The sequence below is a fragment of the Prevotella sp. HMSC077E09 genome (assembly GCF_001814685.1).
In the GTDB taxonomy this organism is placed as follows: Bacteria; Bacteroidota; Bacteroidia; order Bacteroidales; family Bacteroidaceae; genus Prevotella; species Prevotella oris.
On record NZ_KV817498.1, the window covers coordinates 1 to 15,585 of the forward strand.

General features: G+C 43.0%; 14 protein-coding genes. 8 read left to right on the forward strand and 6 right to left on the reverse strand.

What is annotated here, in order from left to right; all coding sequences use genetic code 11:
• The 4 genes from HMPREF2983_RS01435 to HMPREF2983_RS13920 all read left to right on the forward strand — a co-directional run.
• Positions 1 to 917: DegT/DnrJ/EryC1/StrS family aminotransferase (locus HMPREF2983_RS01435; protein WP_070665948.1), on the forward strand; the 917-nt coding region annotated here is incomplete at its 5' end.
• Positions 918 to 936: 19 nt separating this feature from the next.
• Positions 937 to 2,883, forward strand: coding sequence for a polysaccharide biosynthesis protein (locus tag HMPREF2983_RS01440; RefSeq protein ID WP_070665951.1), 1,947 nt, complete (start codon positions 937 to 939; stop codon positions 2,881 to 2,883).
• 31 nt (positions 2,884 to 2,914) lie between these two features.
• Positions 2,915 to 4,036, forward strand: a complete 1,122-nt coding sequence (locus HMPREF2983_RS01445) for a nucleotidyltransferase domain-containing protein (RefSeq protein ID WP_070665954.1) — start codon at positions 2,915 to 2,917, stop codon at positions 4,034 to 4,036.
• A 15-nt stretch (positions 4,037 to 4,051) separates the two neighbouring features.
• Complete coding sequence (locus HMPREF2983_RS13920; RefSeq protein WP_070665957.1) at positions 4,052 to 4,261, forward strand: hypothetical protein; 210 nt, start codon at positions 4,052 to 4,054, stop codon at positions 4,259 to 4,261.
• A gap of 62 nt (positions 4,262 to 4,323) precedes the next feature.
• Here HMPREF2983_RS13920 and HMPREF2983_RS01455 read toward each other — a convergent pair whose 3' ends face one another.
• Genes HMPREF2983_RS01455 through HMPREF2983_RS01470 form a run of 4 tightly spaced genes read right to left on the reverse strand, consistent with a single transcriptional unit; the run spans position 4,324 to position 9,675 of the window.
• Positions 4,324 to 4,752: a BT0820 family HAD-type phosphatase gene (locus tag HMPREF2983_RS01455; protein ID WP_070665960.1), complete on the reverse strand. Its 429-nt coding sequence runs from the start codon at positions 4,750 to 4,752 to the stop codon at positions 4,324 to 4,326.
• Positions 4,752 to 7,289, reverse strand: a complete 2,538-nt coding sequence (locus HMPREF2983_RS01460) for a GumC family protein (protein WP_070665964.1) — start codon at positions 7,287 to 7,289, stop codon at positions 4,752 to 4,754. Before HMPREF2983_RS01460 ends, HMPREF2983_RS01455 begins: the two co-directional genes overlap by 1 nt.
• A gap of 59 nt (positions 7,290 to 7,348) precedes the next feature.
• Complete coding sequence (rfbA, locus tag HMPREF2983_RS01465; protein ID WP_070665967.1) at positions 7,349 to 8,233, reverse strand: glucose-1-phosphate thymidylyltransferase RfbA; 885 nt, start codon at positions 8,231 to 8,233, stop codon at positions 7,349 to 7,351.
• A 35-nt stretch (positions 8,234 to 8,268) separates the two neighbouring features.
• The gene (locus tag HMPREF2983_RS01470) at positions 8,269 to 9,675 is read right to left on the reverse strand and encodes an undecaprenyl-phosphate glucose phosphotransferase (RefSeq protein WP_070665970.1); all 1,407 of its coding nucleotides are present in this window, start codon (positions 9,673 to 9,675) and stop codon (positions 8,269 to 8,271) included.
• Between the two features lie 885 nt (positions 9,676 to 10,560).
• Here HMPREF2983_RS01470 and HMPREF2983_RS01475 point away from each other — a divergent pair.
• From HMPREF2983_RS01475 to rny, 4 genes are all read left to right on the forward strand, one after another.
• On the forward strand, positions 10,561 to 11,193 hold the full coding sequence (locus HMPREF2983_RS01475; protein ID WP_004376694.1) for a hypothetical protein: 633 nt from the start codon (positions 10,561 to 10,563) through the stop codon (positions 11,191 to 11,193).
• Positions 11,194 to 11,383: 190 nt separating this feature from the next.
• Positions 11,384 to 11,677, forward strand: a complete 294-nt coding sequence (locus HMPREF2983_RS01480; protein ID WP_004372528.1) for a coiled-coil domain-containing protein — start codon at positions 11,384 to 11,386, stop codon at positions 11,675 to 11,677.
• 8 nt (positions 11,678 to 11,685) lie between these two features.
• Positions 11,686 to 11,985: a cell division protein ZapA gene (locus HMPREF2983_RS01485; RefSeq protein WP_004372529.1), complete on the forward strand. Its 300-nt coding sequence runs from the start codon at positions 11,686 to 11,688 to the stop codon at positions 11,983 to 11,985.
• A gap of 33 nt (positions 11,986 to 12,018) precedes the next feature.
• Positions 12,019 to 13,557, forward strand: coding sequence for a ribonuclease Y (rny, locus tag HMPREF2983_RS01490; RefSeq protein WP_004372530.1), 1,539 nt, complete (start codon positions 12,019 to 12,021; stop codon positions 13,555 to 13,557).
• A 79-nt stretch (positions 13,558 to 13,636) separates the two neighbouring features.
• On the opposite strand, the gene HMPREF2983_RS01495 is transcribed toward rny, so the two are convergent.
• On the reverse strand, positions 13,637 to 14,281 hold the full coding sequence (locus HMPREF2983_RS01495; protein WP_004372531.1) for a response regulator transcription factor: 645 nt from the start codon (positions 14,279 to 14,281) through the stop codon (positions 13,637 to 13,639).
• Positions 14,282 to 14,307: 26 nt separating this feature from the next.
• Positions 14,308 to 15,573, reverse strand: a complete 1,266-nt coding sequence (locus tag HMPREF2983_RS01500; protein WP_070665975.1) for a phospholipase D-like domain-containing protein — start codon at positions 15,571 to 15,573, stop codon at positions 14,308 to 14,310.
• Positions 15,574 to 15,585: the final 12 nt, after the last annotated feature.

Here is a 15,585-nt window from a genome sequence, read left to right on the forward strand (position 1 = left end):
AGAACCTTCAAGGGCTTAGTTGCGGATTTGAGGAAGACAGAATTGCAAAGACAGGACGTAAACCTAAGGCTATTGTTCCTGTCTATTTATATGGCATGCCGGCTAAGATTGATGAGATTTTATCCGTTGCCGAACGTTATGATATCTCTGTTGTTGAAGATGCAGCCGAAGGATTTGGCTCGCGTTATGACCGTCAGATGGTCGGCAGTTTTGGCCGTTATGGTGTGCTTAGTTTCAATGGGAATAAGATGATTACGACTTCAGGTGGCGGTGCATTGATATGTCCTGACAGTGAAAGTTACAATCGGGTGATGTATTTTGCAACGCAGGCACGTGAGTCATATCCTTACTATCAGCATACGGAAATCGGTTATAACTATCGCATGAGTAATATCTGTGCGGGCATCGGACGTGGGCAGATGACGGTTATAGATGAGCATATCCGTCATCATCAGCATATCGCCCAGCTTTACAGGGAGGCTTTCAAGGAAGTGGAAGGCATAGATTTTCATGATAATCCCGATGAGCGCACAGACAGTAATTTCTGGCTGAATACGATAACGATAGCCCCCGATTTGAAGGTGAAAGGGCAGGAGAATGCCTACAAAACAATTGTAAAAGGGGCCGTAGGGGGTGCTGCAGGCGTTGTTCATCAGGCTTCAACGGCACATACGGATTGTGAACCAAACGCCAATGTGGAGGCAATGAGGCTCTATCTTGATAGGGCCGGCATTGAAAGTCGACCGTTATGGAAACCCATGCACAGGCAACCTGTCTACCAGGATGCACCGGCATATCTCAATGGTGTCAGTGAAGAATTGTTCCATTGCGGACTTTGTTTGCCGAGTGGCCCTATGGTTACAGATGAAGATGTGGCCAGAATAATCCACACGATAAAGGATTCTGTTTGCTGTTAAACTAATAGATATTTCGTATATGACGTTTTTCAATAAGATTACGAATTGGTATTTTTCCAAGAGGTCATTGCCCTATTGGGCGATATTGGCAATGGATATCTTGATTTGTTATCTGTCAGGTATTCTTGTTTTCTGGCTTTATTACCGTGGTGCCGTCACGTTAGGCAATATTGCTTTGTTGACCAAAACAATATTCACCTACATGTGTTTCAACCTCATAGGTTTTAAGATATTCCATACCTATTCGGGTATTATTCGCTATTCAAGTTTTGTTGATTTGAAGCGGGTGGGCTATGCCATGGGCGTTTCTTTGATAGTAGCAGAGATAATGCACTACGTGGTTTACAGTTGGGATCTTGAGTTTGTACGTCTTCAGGGGCGTCAGCTTGTGGCCATGTATCTGTTGGCAACAATGGCAATGTGGGCTGCTCGTATTGTTATCAAATCAATATATGATGTTTCGTTTGCCAATGAGGGGGCGGCCAAAACGCTGATTTATGGTGTCAGAGATGGTGGTGTTGCCTTGGCAAAGAACATTCGGAGCGAGAAACCTACACGCTATTTGCTGAAAGGTTTTATCAGTCATAATCCGGGATATAAGTCGCGTTTGCTCATGGGGGAACATGTTTATCAAGTAGGCGAGGGGCTTCGTTCGGTGATAGAAAAGGAAGGTATATCTACTGTTCTTGTTTCCCCGTTGCAGAATGAGCGTTTCCGTAAGGATGCGTTTCTGCAGGATTTGCTGATAGATGCGGGCATAAAGATTTTAATGTTGCCTGAAACGAAGGAATGGGACGGTAAGACAGATGTGCATGATCTGCAGCCGGTGAGTATCAACGATCTGCTTCCTCGTAATGAAATCAACGTTAACATGAAATCTGTTGGTGACATGTTGAAGGATAAGAAAATCCTTATAACGGGGTCGGCCGGTAGCATTGGAAGTGAGATGGTGCGCCAGATAGCTTCGTTCAAGCCTGCTGCAATGATGCTGATTGATCAGGCAGAGACACCGCAACATGATATCAAATTGATGATGATGAACAAGTTTCAGGGCGTGGAATGTAAGATAGTTCTCTCGAGCATCACTAAGCAGGCACGCATGGAACGATTGTTTGATGAGTTTCGTCCCGACTATGTTTTCCATGCAGCAGCTTATAAACACGTGCCCATGATGGAGGATAATCCGAGTGAAAGTATTCAGAACAATGTCTATGGAACGAAGGTTATTGCAGACCTAAGTGTGAAGTATGGCGTGAAGAAGTTCGTCATGATAAGTACGGATAAGGCTGTAAATCCAACGAATGTAATGGGCTGTTCAAAGCGTATCTGCGAGATTTACACACAGGCTTTGAATGAAAAACTCGTCAGAGATTACGAGGCCAATGGCTGTAAGGGCATTCCTCCGACACAGTTTGTCACGACACGTTTCGGCAATGTTTTGGGGTCGACAGGTTCTGTCATTCCACTGTTTGAGAAACAGATTAAGGCAGGTGGTCCGGTAACAGTAACAGATCCGAAGATTATTCGCTTCTTTATGCTGATTCCGGAGGCTTGCAAGCTCGTGCTTGAAGCAGGAACTCACGGCAAAGGTGGACAGATTTTCGTGTTCGACATGGGTGAACCTGTTAAGATTGCAGATTTGGCACACCGCATGATACAGTTGAGTGGAGCTAAGGATGTGAAGATTGTCTATACGGGATTGAGGCCTGGTGAGAAGCTTTATGAAGAGGTCTTGAGCAACACGGAGAACACTTTACCAAGCTTCCATGAAAAGATCAGGATAGCAAAGGTAAAGGAATACGACTTTGAACAGGTCAGTAAGGAAATCGATGCTTTAGTAGAACTTGCAAAATCTTATGATGAAATGAAGATTGTGGGCAAGATGAAGGAAATCGTTCCGGAGTTTGTTTCAAAGAATTCTGTGTATTCCGCCCTTGATGTTCACGTGGAGGAAAGACATGAGTGATACTGGAATTGAATAAGTTTACTTGGTTGTTATGACAAATGAATATGCACTTTTGACGGTGGTTCGGGCCGCTCTTTGGGGGGAAGACCTGAAGGGTGGACTGATGCCTACGGATTGTTTTCAGCATTTGATGCATGAGGCAAAGCGGCAGACCGTGGTTGGTTTATTCGTCCAGGCGTTGTCAGAAGAGCGTTATCAAATACGTCTTGCAAAGTCAGATGCAATCAATGCATTCGTTTATCAGAATAAAATCAGAAGTCTGAATCTTAAGGTTAATGCGGTCTTGGCTGAACTTTGTTGTCTCTTGCGGGCGCATTCTATAGATTTCATAGTTGTAAAGGGGCAACTGTTAGCTCAGTTTTATCCACAGCCTTTAATGAGACAGGCCGGTGACATTGATTTCTATTGTGACGAAACGAACTTTGAGAAGGCACGGAAGCTTATCGGTGAAGCCTGGAACGTAACGTTTCATGATGATGACGAGGACGATAGGGAGCAGCATATTGGGTTCGAATATAAGGGAATTCTTTTCGAGTTGCATTTCTGTCTGCTTAGTTTCATATCACCAAGGGTGCAGCGTTGTTTTGACGAGATGGTGAGCCACAGCGCTCCCTATACGATAAAGGTTGGCGATGTGCTTGTGCCGACCTTGTCTCCTGTTGAGAATGTCATTTTCACTTTTTTGCATTTATATCATCATTTCATCGAACTTGGTGTTGGATTGCGGCAGATTTGTGACATGGCTCTGATGTTGCATCAATATCGCGATGTGCTGAATAGTGATGAAGGGAAGGCGCAGTTGACTTATTGGCTTAAGCAGCTCGGTTTCTATAGGGCATTTCATGCTTTCGGAGCAGTGTGTGTAGATGGCTTGGGCTTGCCTGTTTCTGAATATCCGTTTGAGTTCACGAAGCGCGCGCGTTCTTATGAGCATGCAATTTTGGAGGTTGTATTCAAACGGGGTAATTTCGGTATGCACGGGAGGAAAAACAGTGTTCGTTCAGGGATAGGATATTATGTAGAAGCCTTCTTAGTGAAGTTGCGTCATTATTTAAAGTTTTTTGTTTTATCACGTAGGGAGAACCTTGCCATGTTATTTTATGGTATTCCTAAAAAAATATATTATGCTATGAAACGCCTGATTTTAACTTAATCAATTTATTAATCCATGAATAAAACATACTTACGGCCTGTAGTTTCGGTCCATAGTTTAGCATTTAGTTCCTCTTTATTATCTGCTTCCGGTCCTCATTCAAGTAGTGCGGATGCGAGTGGACAAAAAGAAGAACTCATCTTTGATATCTCAGAGGCAGAGGAAGCCGGTAAGGGATTTCGAGCAAATGCAAAGCCTTTTCAAGATGAATTTACGGCCGAATAAAAAGAAGAAAAGCTTGTGCAGCTATCCAAATGATGCTGTACAAGTTCTTTTTTGTTTTTATCTCAGAACTGCCACCAATGTTTTTTCTTGTGAGAATGTTGTGGAAAGCCTTGTGCGAGTTGTTCTTTGAGAAGATGATAGAAGCTTACGCGGTCATGAATCATCCTGTAGATTTGTCCCCAGTCGGGTAATCCTCCGACATTTCTGTCGTCGATAAACAAATCAACTTTCAGCTTTCTGGAATAGTGGTTGTTGTTGTCGACAGTCTCTTCAGGGTAGTCTCTGTTTACAGCCCAGAATTCAACACCACGCTGCCTGCACCATTCTACAGCTTCATCTAATGTTTCCCCCTCTCTTACGCTCCATAGAATGAGTTGATGCCCCTCTGCCGTGAGTTGGCGAAGAGTTTCTGTTGCAAAAGGAATCTCTTCGCCAATGGCAGGATATTCATGGGTTACGATAGTGCCATCAAAATCGACTGCGATTTTCATTATTGTTTGATTGAATTGTCATTATTGTCTCTATATGAGCCATCTCTCTTACCGTAGTTTCCATAGTTGCTATAAGAATTATACGATTTTCCCATATATGAGTCGCTATGATATGAACCATAACCATACTTTGCGTATCTTCCATAGTGCGCATAGCGACCATATCCATAGTAATAGCCATATTTCTTCTTCGTCATGTCTAAGCCATTGATGACGATAGACATATTAGGAAGTTTCTTTTCTGCAGCCAAACTGTTAATCAACATGAAGCTGTCTTTTGTTGTATAGTCAGCGCGGCAGAGGTATACGGTGGCATCTATGATACGTGAAAGTTGCAGTGTATCTGTTACCAGACCAATCGGTGCAGTGTCAATGATGATATAGTCATAGATTTCCTTTAATTCAATAATGATATTGTCAAGACTTTTTCTTGCTAACAATTCTGCGGGATTGGGAGGAATAGGCCCTGCCATCAACAGGTCTAATCGGTCATTGACACCGGAGGGCAATACTTGTGAAAGAATTTCCTCGCGTGTCGGATGCTCATGTACTAACAATTTTGTTATGCCGTGATGATGGTCTTTGATTTCGAACAATTCGGCCAAACGAGGTTTTCGGATATCAAGACCAACGATGATAACCTTCTTGCCTAAGAGTGCAAAACTGACAGCTAAGTTTGCGGCCGTGAATGTCTTTCCTTCACCTGAAGTGGTAGAAGTGAATGCAATAACCTTCTCATTTTCCTTGAGCATAAATTGCAGGTTGGTTCGCATTCCACGGAAGATTTCTTCCATTAAGTCGTTCTTATTCTCATGGACAACGACGCCTGCTTTGGTCTTTGCTTGGTCGCTTGCAATCGGAACGTCTCCCAAAATAGGCAGCTTTGTCAGTTGAACCACATCGTTTCTGCCCTCAATCTTGTAGTGGAAGAACTCGGCAATGATGATGATAAGTGTAGGAATTGAGAGTCCGATAATGAGCGCAATGAGATAAATCATGGAATTATTCGGGCTGACTTTGCCTCCGAATTCAGGCTCATCAATGAGTTTTCCTTTGTCAGCTGTAGCTGCAAGCGAAATGGAATTCTCTTCTCTCTTCTGTAACAGCATGAGATACAGGCCTGATTTCACCTCCTGTTGTCTTCCGATCTGAGTGAGAATTCGCTCTTGTTCAGGTGTTTCTCCAACCTGTCCACTATATTTGTTGAACTGGCTCATAATGGCATTACGTTGGATTTCCAAGCCTTTTCGGGCTTGTGTTATAGCCCGACGTATGCTGTTGTTAAGGTCATCAAGTTGCGAGGTCAGAGGCTGAATGATTGGACTTTTTTCACTTGCACTGCGCAGAAGGCGTTTTCTCTCCAATGAAATCTCGTTGTATTTATTGATCAAAGAACTGGTACTCTGGTCTGACAGGCCTATGTTTTCTGGAATGGGTTCATAGCGATTGGCCACCTTGTTCTGATAGGCTGCAATCTCATCAAGCAGTGTAATCTGTGTGTTTGCATCGGTCAGGCGTTGGCTGAACTGTGTCTGATTGTCGAAAGCACTGCTTGCATTCATCTTCAATTCAACCATATTATTTCGCTTCTTGAAGTTTTCAAGCTGCCCTTCTGTCAGTCCTAACTCTGAATTGATCTTCTCTAAGCGTGAGTTAATAAACTTCTCCGTACGGATTGCCACTTGATTCTTGTCTTCATTGGCCTGTCGGTTATAGCAAATGGACAGTTGTTTCAGATAGTCAACAGCCCGCTGTTGATTGATATCTGTTAGTGTCAACTGCGCAATAGTTGTTGACCTTGAAGTCTGATTGACAGACAATGCTCCTTGATATTGATAGGCTGTATTATTCGGAGAGTTGAGAACGATGTGCACTTTCGTGTCTGATGTCATTCTCACGGCATCAGGTGCAAGGTTCTTTGTAATCGTCAAGCTGCCCGCCCTTGTATAGATTGCTACAGGAAACTTGCTGAAAGTCTTGTCAATGTAGTAAGGACCATTAGCGTGCATGTCGTCAATCGGCGCATAATAAGTACCTGTGAGATGATATTTACCGTTGTCGAATGTGAGTAGCATCTCAAACGGATTATTGATTTTCTCTAAGTTAATCGGATCAAAATCCACCTTGAGAGGCTCGTTTTTATACAATAATATATTCTTAAACTTACCCTCTATGCTGTAGCTCACATACAGCTTCAAGTCTCTCACAGCACTTTGTGCCAGACTGTGAGAAGTCAGGATTTCCATTTCATTATCAATGCCGTTGGAGTTTGAAATCATTCCAAGGTTATTGGAATTCTGGATGCTGTTGCCTCTGCGTGAACTCTGTTCGTCTTTAATGAGAAGCTTTGCGTAAGCCTGATATACGGGAGTTGAATATCTCAGATAGATATAAGCACCTGCAAGACAGACAAGGATAGAGACAACGAACCATGTCCAATGCAATATGAGCGAAGTATATATTGCCCGGAAATTGAATAGGCGTTTTACCTCTTGTTGCTGATTTTCTTCAGCCGTTGTTATTTTGTTATTGTCCATAAATCAACAATTAACTGTATATGATGTCAGTTATATTTAGATTTTTATAAATATTAGTTCTAAACTCTTTTATTTTCTACAATCTCCATGAGATATTGCCCATAGCCGTTTTTCAACATGGGTTTGGCGTTGTCAATCAATTGTTCTTCGCTGATCCAGCCTTGTCGGTATGCAATCTCTTCGAGGCATGCAATCTTCAGACCTTGACGTTTTTCAATCACTTCAATGAATGTACTTGCTTCAGAAAGACTGTCATGCGTGCCGGTGTCAAGCCATGCGAAACCACGTTGAAGAGACTTTACTTTGAGTTTCTTCAGCTCCAGATACTCTTGGTTTACGGTCGTGATTTCCAACTCGCCGCGTGCACTTGGCTTGATGTTCTTGGCGATTTCAATGACATTGTTGGGATAGAAATACAAGCCAACAACGGCATAATTACTCCTCGGATGCTCCGGTTTCTCTTCAATGCTCAAGCAGTTTCCTGCTTTATCAAATTCTGCGACGCCGTAACGTTGCGGATCATTGACATAATATCCGAAGACACTGGCCTGCTGTCTCTGTTCTGCATCGGCAACACTCTCTTTGAGTAGTCCTGTGAAGCCGGCTCCATAAAAGATGTTATCGCCCAAAACAAGGCACACAGCATCATCTCCAATGAACTTCTCTCCAATGATAAAAGCCTGTGCCAGACCATCCGGAGAGGGCTGTTCTGCATATTCAAAGTACACTCCAAGTTCGTGTCCGTCGCCTAATAAGCGCTTAAAGCCCGGCAAATCAAATGGAGTGGAGATAATCAGGATATCCTTGATGCCGGCAAGCATCAGTACGGATACCGGATAATATATCATCGGTTTGTCAAAGATAGGTAGCAATTGCTTGCTGATACCCTTTGTAATGGGGTAGAGACGGGTGCCAGAACCACCGGCTAAAACAATCCCTTTCATGTTCGTTTCTATTTAGTTTATAACTCTGTTCTTTGTCAATAAGCGTGCTTGTCGGGTACGATAATACTGTAGGCTGTCTTGAAAATGATATAAATATCAAGCCGGAAAGTCCAGTGTTCGATATACCAGATATCGTGTTCCACGCGCTCTTGCATCTGCCATAGCTCTCGGGTTTCCCCTCGGTAGCCTGTAACCTGTGCCCAACCGGTGATGCCCGGCTTACAGAAATGACGTACCATATATTTGTCTATCAAGTCACTGTAGATTTCAGTATGATGCAACATGTGAGGTCGGGGCCCGACAATACTCATGTCACCTTTCAGCACATTCCAGAATTGTGGCAGTTCATCAATATTGGTTTTCCGCATGAAATTGCCGAAAGCAAACTTGCGTGGATCGTTCTTGGTAGCTTGTTCTGTGTCGGCATTCTTGTTGACATGCATACTTCGAAACTTGTAGCATTTGAATGATTTCCCTTCAAACCCTGTGCGTTCTTGCACAAAGAACGTCGGCCCCGGACTTTGGAGCTTAATAATGATGGCAATGATAGGGATGAGCGGGAGCAGGCAAAGGCATGCAATTGCTGATACCACGATGTCGAAAGACCGTTTGATGAGCCGATTGCTCATGATTGCAAGTGGTTCAATGTGGTTTGTATATAGCAGTGTGTCGCCCATGAATTCAGGTTTCAGGCGTAGCCGATAGGTTCCAAATGTACGCGGGAGATAGTAGAAGCGGATGACATTGGCATCGCAGAATTTCATAATCTGTGCAATGAAATCATTGTAGTCATGGCTCAGACTGCAGAATATCTCCTCGGCAAATGCCCTGTCTTCTTGTTCCATCTTAGTGCCGAAGTCTTTGAGTGAGCCTAAATATCGAAAGGATTTCGGACAGTTTTCAATCTCCTTGTTGGCATAATATCCACGTACAGAATAGCCCATGGTAGGGTCTCCTGTCATTTTTTTGTAAAGCTCGGCAAGCGAATGGTCATGCCCCACAAACAGCACTTTGCGTGAGTTGTGACCAGTCTGTCGCAGATAATTCAGTATTCCTCGTTCGGCAAAACGACTGAGCATGATGAGTGCAAAGCTCGTGAAAGCATAGAGTACCGATATGTGGAAGAAGTTTTCGCGTGGGCAGAGAAAACTCAGAAAGGCGTAAGTGAGAATTACATGTGTAGCCACTAATTGCGACACTCTGAGTATAATCCTGTCGAATTCAATCTTGCGATAGTGCACGATTGTATTGAAGAAGTATTGTGCAACCCCCATAGCTGCATTGGCAGTGAACACGGTTATCTTTGTCGCACTATGAAAATAGTCGGGGACATCATTGGGAAGCAGCAGGATAAAACAAACGAGAATGATGTTGATAATCATGAAATCGTTGAATGTAACCAACCGACGCACGAATTCGTTCCTACTAAGATTTAGGCTCATCGTGTACTTATTTTATTAGAATATACGTTTTTGTTTGTTGTTGTTATATGCGATTGTGCAAAGATAACAAAAAATAATACAATTCGGAAACTTTGAAACAGTTTTTTATTCAATAAGGCATGCTTCTCTCTGTTGAATGGGGTTGTTTTGTATGAAAATCTATATCTTTTGAGTTTCATTTGCTTCATATTCTCCATGAATTGTGCTGTTCTGTCGCTATCGGCTTGGCGTTTCGTGCCTTTTCAGCATCTCTGAACGCTGTCTTCGTTTTATCATGTTTCTTTACAAGCCTTTCATGAAGTGAAAAGTTCCTGCCTGTTGTTTCCTGTTCTTTGTAAATATTGTTGCTTGTTTTTAACACTTCGATATACGGCCAAAGAGAAAAAGAAAATCAGGAAAATAGAGTTTATTTTCCAATTTCAGGCTTTTTGTAACGCAACTCCGGTCATCATGCATTGTCATTTGACTCAAACTGCGTGGCTGTTTGCGTCAGAATATCCGCTGATATGATGTGAGTTACAGGGTAATTCAATGCAAAACACAGTGCTTTTTAGTGTGATTTTACATTCTGATTTTTATTGAATTTTATAATAAATTGATTGTCAATGCGTTGTGAATTGCTAAAAAGTGGGGTGTATTTGGAGTGAGGAGGGACTCTGTTTCAAATTTACAGGAAAAGTAATCTGAATTGTAAAGATTGATGATAAAAATTAACATATAATTCGTGCGCAGGTATAATGGCGTTCTTTCTTTGTTTTATAGAGAGATATGTCGCGTTTAGTGTAGAAATATTCTTGTGTGAAAAATTAGGTTTATTGCTTGGAATATTGTATCTTTGCAAAGCATTTTATAACTTACATTAAAATTATTGACAGAATAGATAGTATGGGATTTTTTTCTAAACTCTTAGGAAAGAAGGAAACTGAAGCTAAGGTTGGCGGTATGGAAGACTTCATGACGCTGATACGCGTGTATTTCGAAGCATCGTTAGCAGCTAATCTTGGTATCAACAATTTAGGCATGTTACCTGATTTGCGCACGTTCAAGGCGACACTTCATGTGCCTACATTGAACAACAAATTAGGACTTGGAGAGAAGAATCATTGCCGGAAGATGATGAAAGAAATCTACGGAATGGACGATAATTTCTTTAAGGAAATAGATCAGAGCATACGTAAGAACTGTCGGAAGTTGCAGGATGTGCAGCCTTATATGATACAGTTCCAGGGCTTTTCACAAGATTTGATGATGCTTGTCGGCAACCTCATGAAGTTTAAGCTCCGCCTGCCTTCGTTCATGAAGAAAGCACTTTATACGATGACAGAGAAGACTGTTTCAGACTTGTTTACGAAGAATGACTACAGCGATCCTGGCGTTATCAAGGCTGTGATGGCTGTAAGACAGTATGACAAGCGTTTGGGTTTCAGCCTGAAATGGATTACCGACTTTGTCTTCCAAGTAGTGATGTTGGCTAAAAAGGAGCCACGTCCGTCAGATGCAGACGTGAAAAAGAAATGAAGTTCGTGGCGGTCTTGATGTTGGTCAAGGCCGTTTTCTTGTTCCATATCTATGTGATTCCCGGGAAACTCCATTGTTCTTACTTGGAAATCAGGGGGTAATCATGTTGTATATAGATGCTGTAAAATGTTGAGTTAAAATTTGGATATATCAATTAAATCAAGTAAATTTGTAACCAAATTGTGAATTTATGGATGCAACTGAGCATGCTCTCAACCAGTTTTCTACCCGCGTAAGGCAGATGCTTCTTCAGTACAAGGAACTGAAGAAGGAGAATGCTGAACTTTATGCTATGGTAGATGAGCGGGAAGAACAAATCAAAACGCTTAATGCAAAGCTTGCTCAGGCGCAGAATGATTACAATAGTCTCAAGATGGCCAAGATGTTGGAAGTGACTGATGGTGACGTGGAAAGCGCCCAGAAACGACTGCAACGCTTGATCAGAGACGTGAATAAATGTATAACGCTACTGAGTGAAAGATAACAGAAGCGATGGCAGAAGAGAATAAGGATAAGTTGCATATAAGACTGCATGTCTATGATACAGAGTTGCCGGTGAACATTGTTCGTGAGGACGAAAAGCTGTATCGTGATGCTGCAAAGCTTATTACGACGACCGTTAATAATTACGCAGGCGTGTTCAAAGGTCGCAAGAGCGATAAGGAATTGCTGTATATGGCTCTCATAGATATAGCTTTACGCTATGAGCGCGAGGCCTTGCGTAATGATACGGAGCCTTTTAAGAATATTCTCGGACAGTTGACTTCTGAAATTGAAGAAGCGTTGAAATAGTTGAACGGGAATATTATTTAAATCTAAAGTATAATGAATGTAGTGACTATTATAATTGCCTGCGTTGCTCTGTTGGCCGGTTGCGCAATTGGATATGCTGTTTTTCGTTATGTCATTAAGGGAAAATACAATGAAATGATTGAGGCCGCTAACAAGGAAGCGGACGTTGTTAAGGAAAAGAAACTCTTGGAGGTGAAGGAGAAATTCCTTAATAAGAAGAGTGAACTCGAAAAGGAAGTTCAGCAGCGAAATCAAAAGATACAGCAGAGTGAAAACCGCTTAAAGCAACGTGAAATCTCTTTAAATCAGCGTCAGGAAGAATTAGGACGCCGCAAGATGGAGGTTGATCAAAGTCAGCAACGCATTGATAATGAGAAAAAACTCCTGTCTGTAAAGCAGCAGGAATTAGAGAAAATGCAGAAGCAGGAGCAAGCCAAGCTTGAGGAACTCTCGGGACTCAGTGCTGAAGAAGCTAAGAACCGACTCATTGAAAGTCTGAAAGATCAGGCCAGACTCGATGCTGCAAGCTATGTCAATGAGATTATGGACGATGCAAAACTGAATGCCAATCAGCAGGCAAAGAAAATCGTTATCCAGACTATTCAGCGTGTAGCGACGGAGACAGCCATTGAGAATTCAGTCAGCGTTTTCCATATTGATAACGATGAAGTCAAGGGTAGAATTATCGGTCGTGAAGGTCGGAATATCCGTGCTTTAGAGGCAGCTACCGGCGTAGAAATTGTTGTTGATGACACTCCCGAGGCAATTGTTATCAGTGCATTCGATCCAATTCGTCGCGAGGTATGCCGTTTGGCCCTGCATCAACTTGTGGCCGACGGTCGTATTCATCCTGCGCGTATTGAGGAAGTTGTGGCTAAAGTGAAGAAGCAACTTGATAATGAAGTCATTGAAACGGGTAAGCGCACAGCTATCGATTTGGGTATTCATGGCCTGCATCCCGAATTGATTCGCATCATCGGTAAGATGAAATATCGTTCAAGTTACGGTCAGAACTTGTTGCAACATGCTCGTGAAACCGCAAATCTTTGTGCGGTAATGGCCAGTGAACTTGGTTTGAACCCTAAGAAAGCAAAGCGTGCAGGATTGCTTCACGACATAGGGAAAGTGCCGGATGAAGAAAGTGAATTGCCTCACGCTCTGTATGGTGCAAAGATTGCAGAGAAATATAAAGAGAAGCCGGATATATGCAATGCTATAGCAGCCCACCACGATGAAGAGGAAATGACGACTTTGCTTGCACCGATAGTCCAGGTCTGCGATGCTATTTCCGGTGCCCGTCCAGGTGCCCGTCGCGAGATTGTTGAGGCCTATATCAAGCGTCTGAACGATCTTGAAGCCATTGCAATGAGTTATCCGGGAGTAACAAAAACCTATGCTATTCAGGCAGGCCGCGAGCTTCGTGTGATTGTCGGTGCCGACAAGATGAACGATGAAGAGAGTATCAGACTGAGTGACGAGATTGCCACAAAAATCCAGAATGAGATGACTTATCCAGGCCAGGTGAAGATTACCGTCATTCGTGAGACGCGTTCGATTGCCTATGCAAAGTAATTCTTTGAAACGAGATAAAGAAAAAGGATGCACCATGGTGCATCCTTTTTCTATTATATAACCGTTGTTGTTTAGTTTTTTATATCTTGTTGATGTCTACATATCCATGCATGACTGCATAGATGGTGAGGGCACTGACGCTTTTCATTCCAAGCTTTTCCACGATGTTCTTGCGATGACTGATTACCGTTGTAAGGCCGATATTGAGTTGATTGCCGATTTCCTTATTGATATATCCTTGTGCAATCAGCGACAGCACTTCGATTTCTCTGTCGCTGAGCAGCTTGGCTTTCAGTGCTCTTGGCATGTCGGGAAGATTTTTCCCGCCGGCATGTCCGTATTGCTCGAGTTGCAGTAATGACTTCACCAAAAGCTCTTCAGAGGTGTTGATGCAAAGGCTTTTGAAGTCGGAGAGCTGTGCGTTTGGATTGGTTGACGTCGTCAGTACGATGGTCTTCTGCTTATAGTTGAGAAAGAAATTACGATTTTCAAGTACGAATTTGATAGCTACGAAATAGTGCATGAACTGGTTTGGATTGGCTGCTTCAAGTTCGTTGAAGGTGCAGAAAGTTTCTATGTCGGCAATTGGCATGACGTTTTGCAGTATGGTTTTCAAGCCGACCATGGCCAGGATGTTGTTGTCGATGATAGCCAATTTCGGTCTGCCTGCCTTATGTCTTTCCACAGGGTGCGGTGGCATGCTGTGTTTTGTGTTCTCTTCCATATCGAAATTTGTTGTTTGACAGATATTTATAGGAAAGGGGCAAGCAGATGACTGAACCAACCTCGGGCACGCTGCCATGGTGTACGCCACGCTTTCCATGTCTTTTCTGTGAGATAGAAGCAGTCTTTTTTCTCACTGTCAAAAAGGTTGTCCAACTGCTGTGTTGTGCATTTGTCGAGGATGACGGCGTTTTCTTCGTAGTCCCAACTAAGGCTTCGCGCGTTGAGGTTGGCGCTTCCAACAGTACATACTTGTCCATCCACCATGATAATTTTGGTGTGGTGAAAGCCTGGAGTGTACATCCAAACGTGGCAACCAGCCAGCATGAGCTTGTGAGCATTATAGAAACCGCAGTCTGGAGTCAATGGGATATCGCTCTTGGTGCTGAGCATGATTTCTACCTTGACTCCTCTCTGAACAGCCTTTTTCAGTGCTTTCTTCAGCTTATGATTAAGCGTAAAGTAGGGATTGATAATCTTTATGCTGTCTTTTGCGCGGTTGATGGCCGACAGATAAAACTGCCGAATGATGGCATTGCTTGTTCCCGGTTCGCGGTTGATGATGCCGACCGTTTTATGATAGGCTGTTTTGCACGTGTCTTTCTTTAGTCCTTGAATGTAGTTGGCATTATGAATACCACGGAAATATTGTTCGCCATGCACATTCTGTCCGGACACTTTGTTCCACATGTTGAGAAAGATAGCCTGCAAGGTATTAACGGCATCGCCTTCAATACGGCAGTGCATGTCGTGCCATTCACCTACAACCTCAGTCCCTTTGATGTAATAGTCTGCCACGTTCATGCCTCCTGTATAGGCTGTCTTGCCGTCTATGACAACGATTTTCCTGTGGTCTCGTGAAAAGACATGATTGATCCAAGGAAATGTAATCGGGTCGAATTTATAGATTTCCACGCCCGATTTGCGGATTTCATCGAGGTGATGCGCTTTCAAAGGACGGTTGTTCGAAGCGTTGCCGAAAGCATCGAAGAGGGCACGGACTTCAATTCCTTCCTGGGCTTTCTGCTCTAAGATGCGGAACAGAAGGCCTGCAATAGAGTCATTGCGGAAGTTGAAATATTCCAAATGAATACTTTTTCGGGCCTGCTGGATGGCTTTGAACATGTCATCGAACTTCTCTTGTCCGGTCATCAGTAGTGTCACGGAGTTATTGTTTGTGAATGTAACCCCGTGTTTTCTGAGGTCATGCGCAATCAAGGAATCTGCCGTTTGGGCCGTACTTGTAGTAGCACAACCTATCCATAATGCAATAAAAAATAGTAGTAGTTTCAATTCTCTCAAATC

Excerpts from the sequence above, each read along its gene's own strand:
- HMPREF2983_RS01440 (WP_070665951.1), top strand. The coding sequence starts at position 937 with ATGACGTTTTTCAATAAGATTACGAATTGGTATTTTTCCAAGAGGTCA.
- HMPREF2983_RS01445 (WP_070665954.1), top strand. The coding sequence starts at position 2,915 with ATGACAAATGAATATGCACTTTTGACGGTGGTTCGGGCCGCTCTTTGG.
- HMPREF2983_RS13920 (WP_070665957.1), top strand. The coding sequence starts at position 4,052 with ATGAATAAAACATACTTACGGCCTGTAGTTTCGGTCCATAGTTTAGCA.
- HMPREF2983_RS01455 (WP_070665960.1), bottom strand. The coding sequence starts at position 4,752 with ATGAAAATCGCAGTCGATTTTGATGGCACTATCGTAACCCATGAATAT.
- HMPREF2983_RS01460 (WP_070665964.1), bottom strand. The coding sequence starts at position 7,289 with ATGGACAATAACAAAATAACAACGGCTGAAGAAAATCAGCAACAAGAG.
- rfbA (WP_070665967.1), bottom strand. The coding sequence starts at position 8,233 with ATGAAAGGGATTGTTTTAGCCGGTGGTTCTGGCACCCGTCTCTACCCC.
- HMPREF2983_RS01470 (WP_070665970.1), bottom strand. The coding sequence starts at position 9,675 with ATGAGCCTAAATCTTAGTAGGAACGAATTCGTGCGTCGGTTGGTTACA.
- HMPREF2983_RS01475 (WP_004376694.1), top strand. The coding sequence starts at position 10,561 with ATGGGATTTTTTTCTAAACTCTTAGGAAAGAAGGAAACTGAAGCTAAG.
- HMPREF2983_RS01480 (WP_004372528.1), top strand. The coding sequence starts at position 11,384 with ATGGATGCAACTGAGCATGCTCTCAACCAGTTTTCTACCCGCGTAAGG.
- HMPREF2983_RS01485 (WP_004372529.1), top strand. The coding sequence starts at position 11,686 with ATGGCAGAAGAGAATAAGGATAAGTTGCATATAAGACTGCATGTCTAT.
- rny (WP_004372530.1), top strand. The coding sequence starts at position 12,019 with ATGAATGTAGTGACTATTATAATTGCCTGCGTTGCTCTGTTGGCCGGT.
- HMPREF2983_RS01495 (WP_004372531.1), bottom strand. The coding sequence starts at position 14,281 with ATGGAAGAGAACACAAAACACAGCATGCCACCGCACCCTGTGGAAAGA.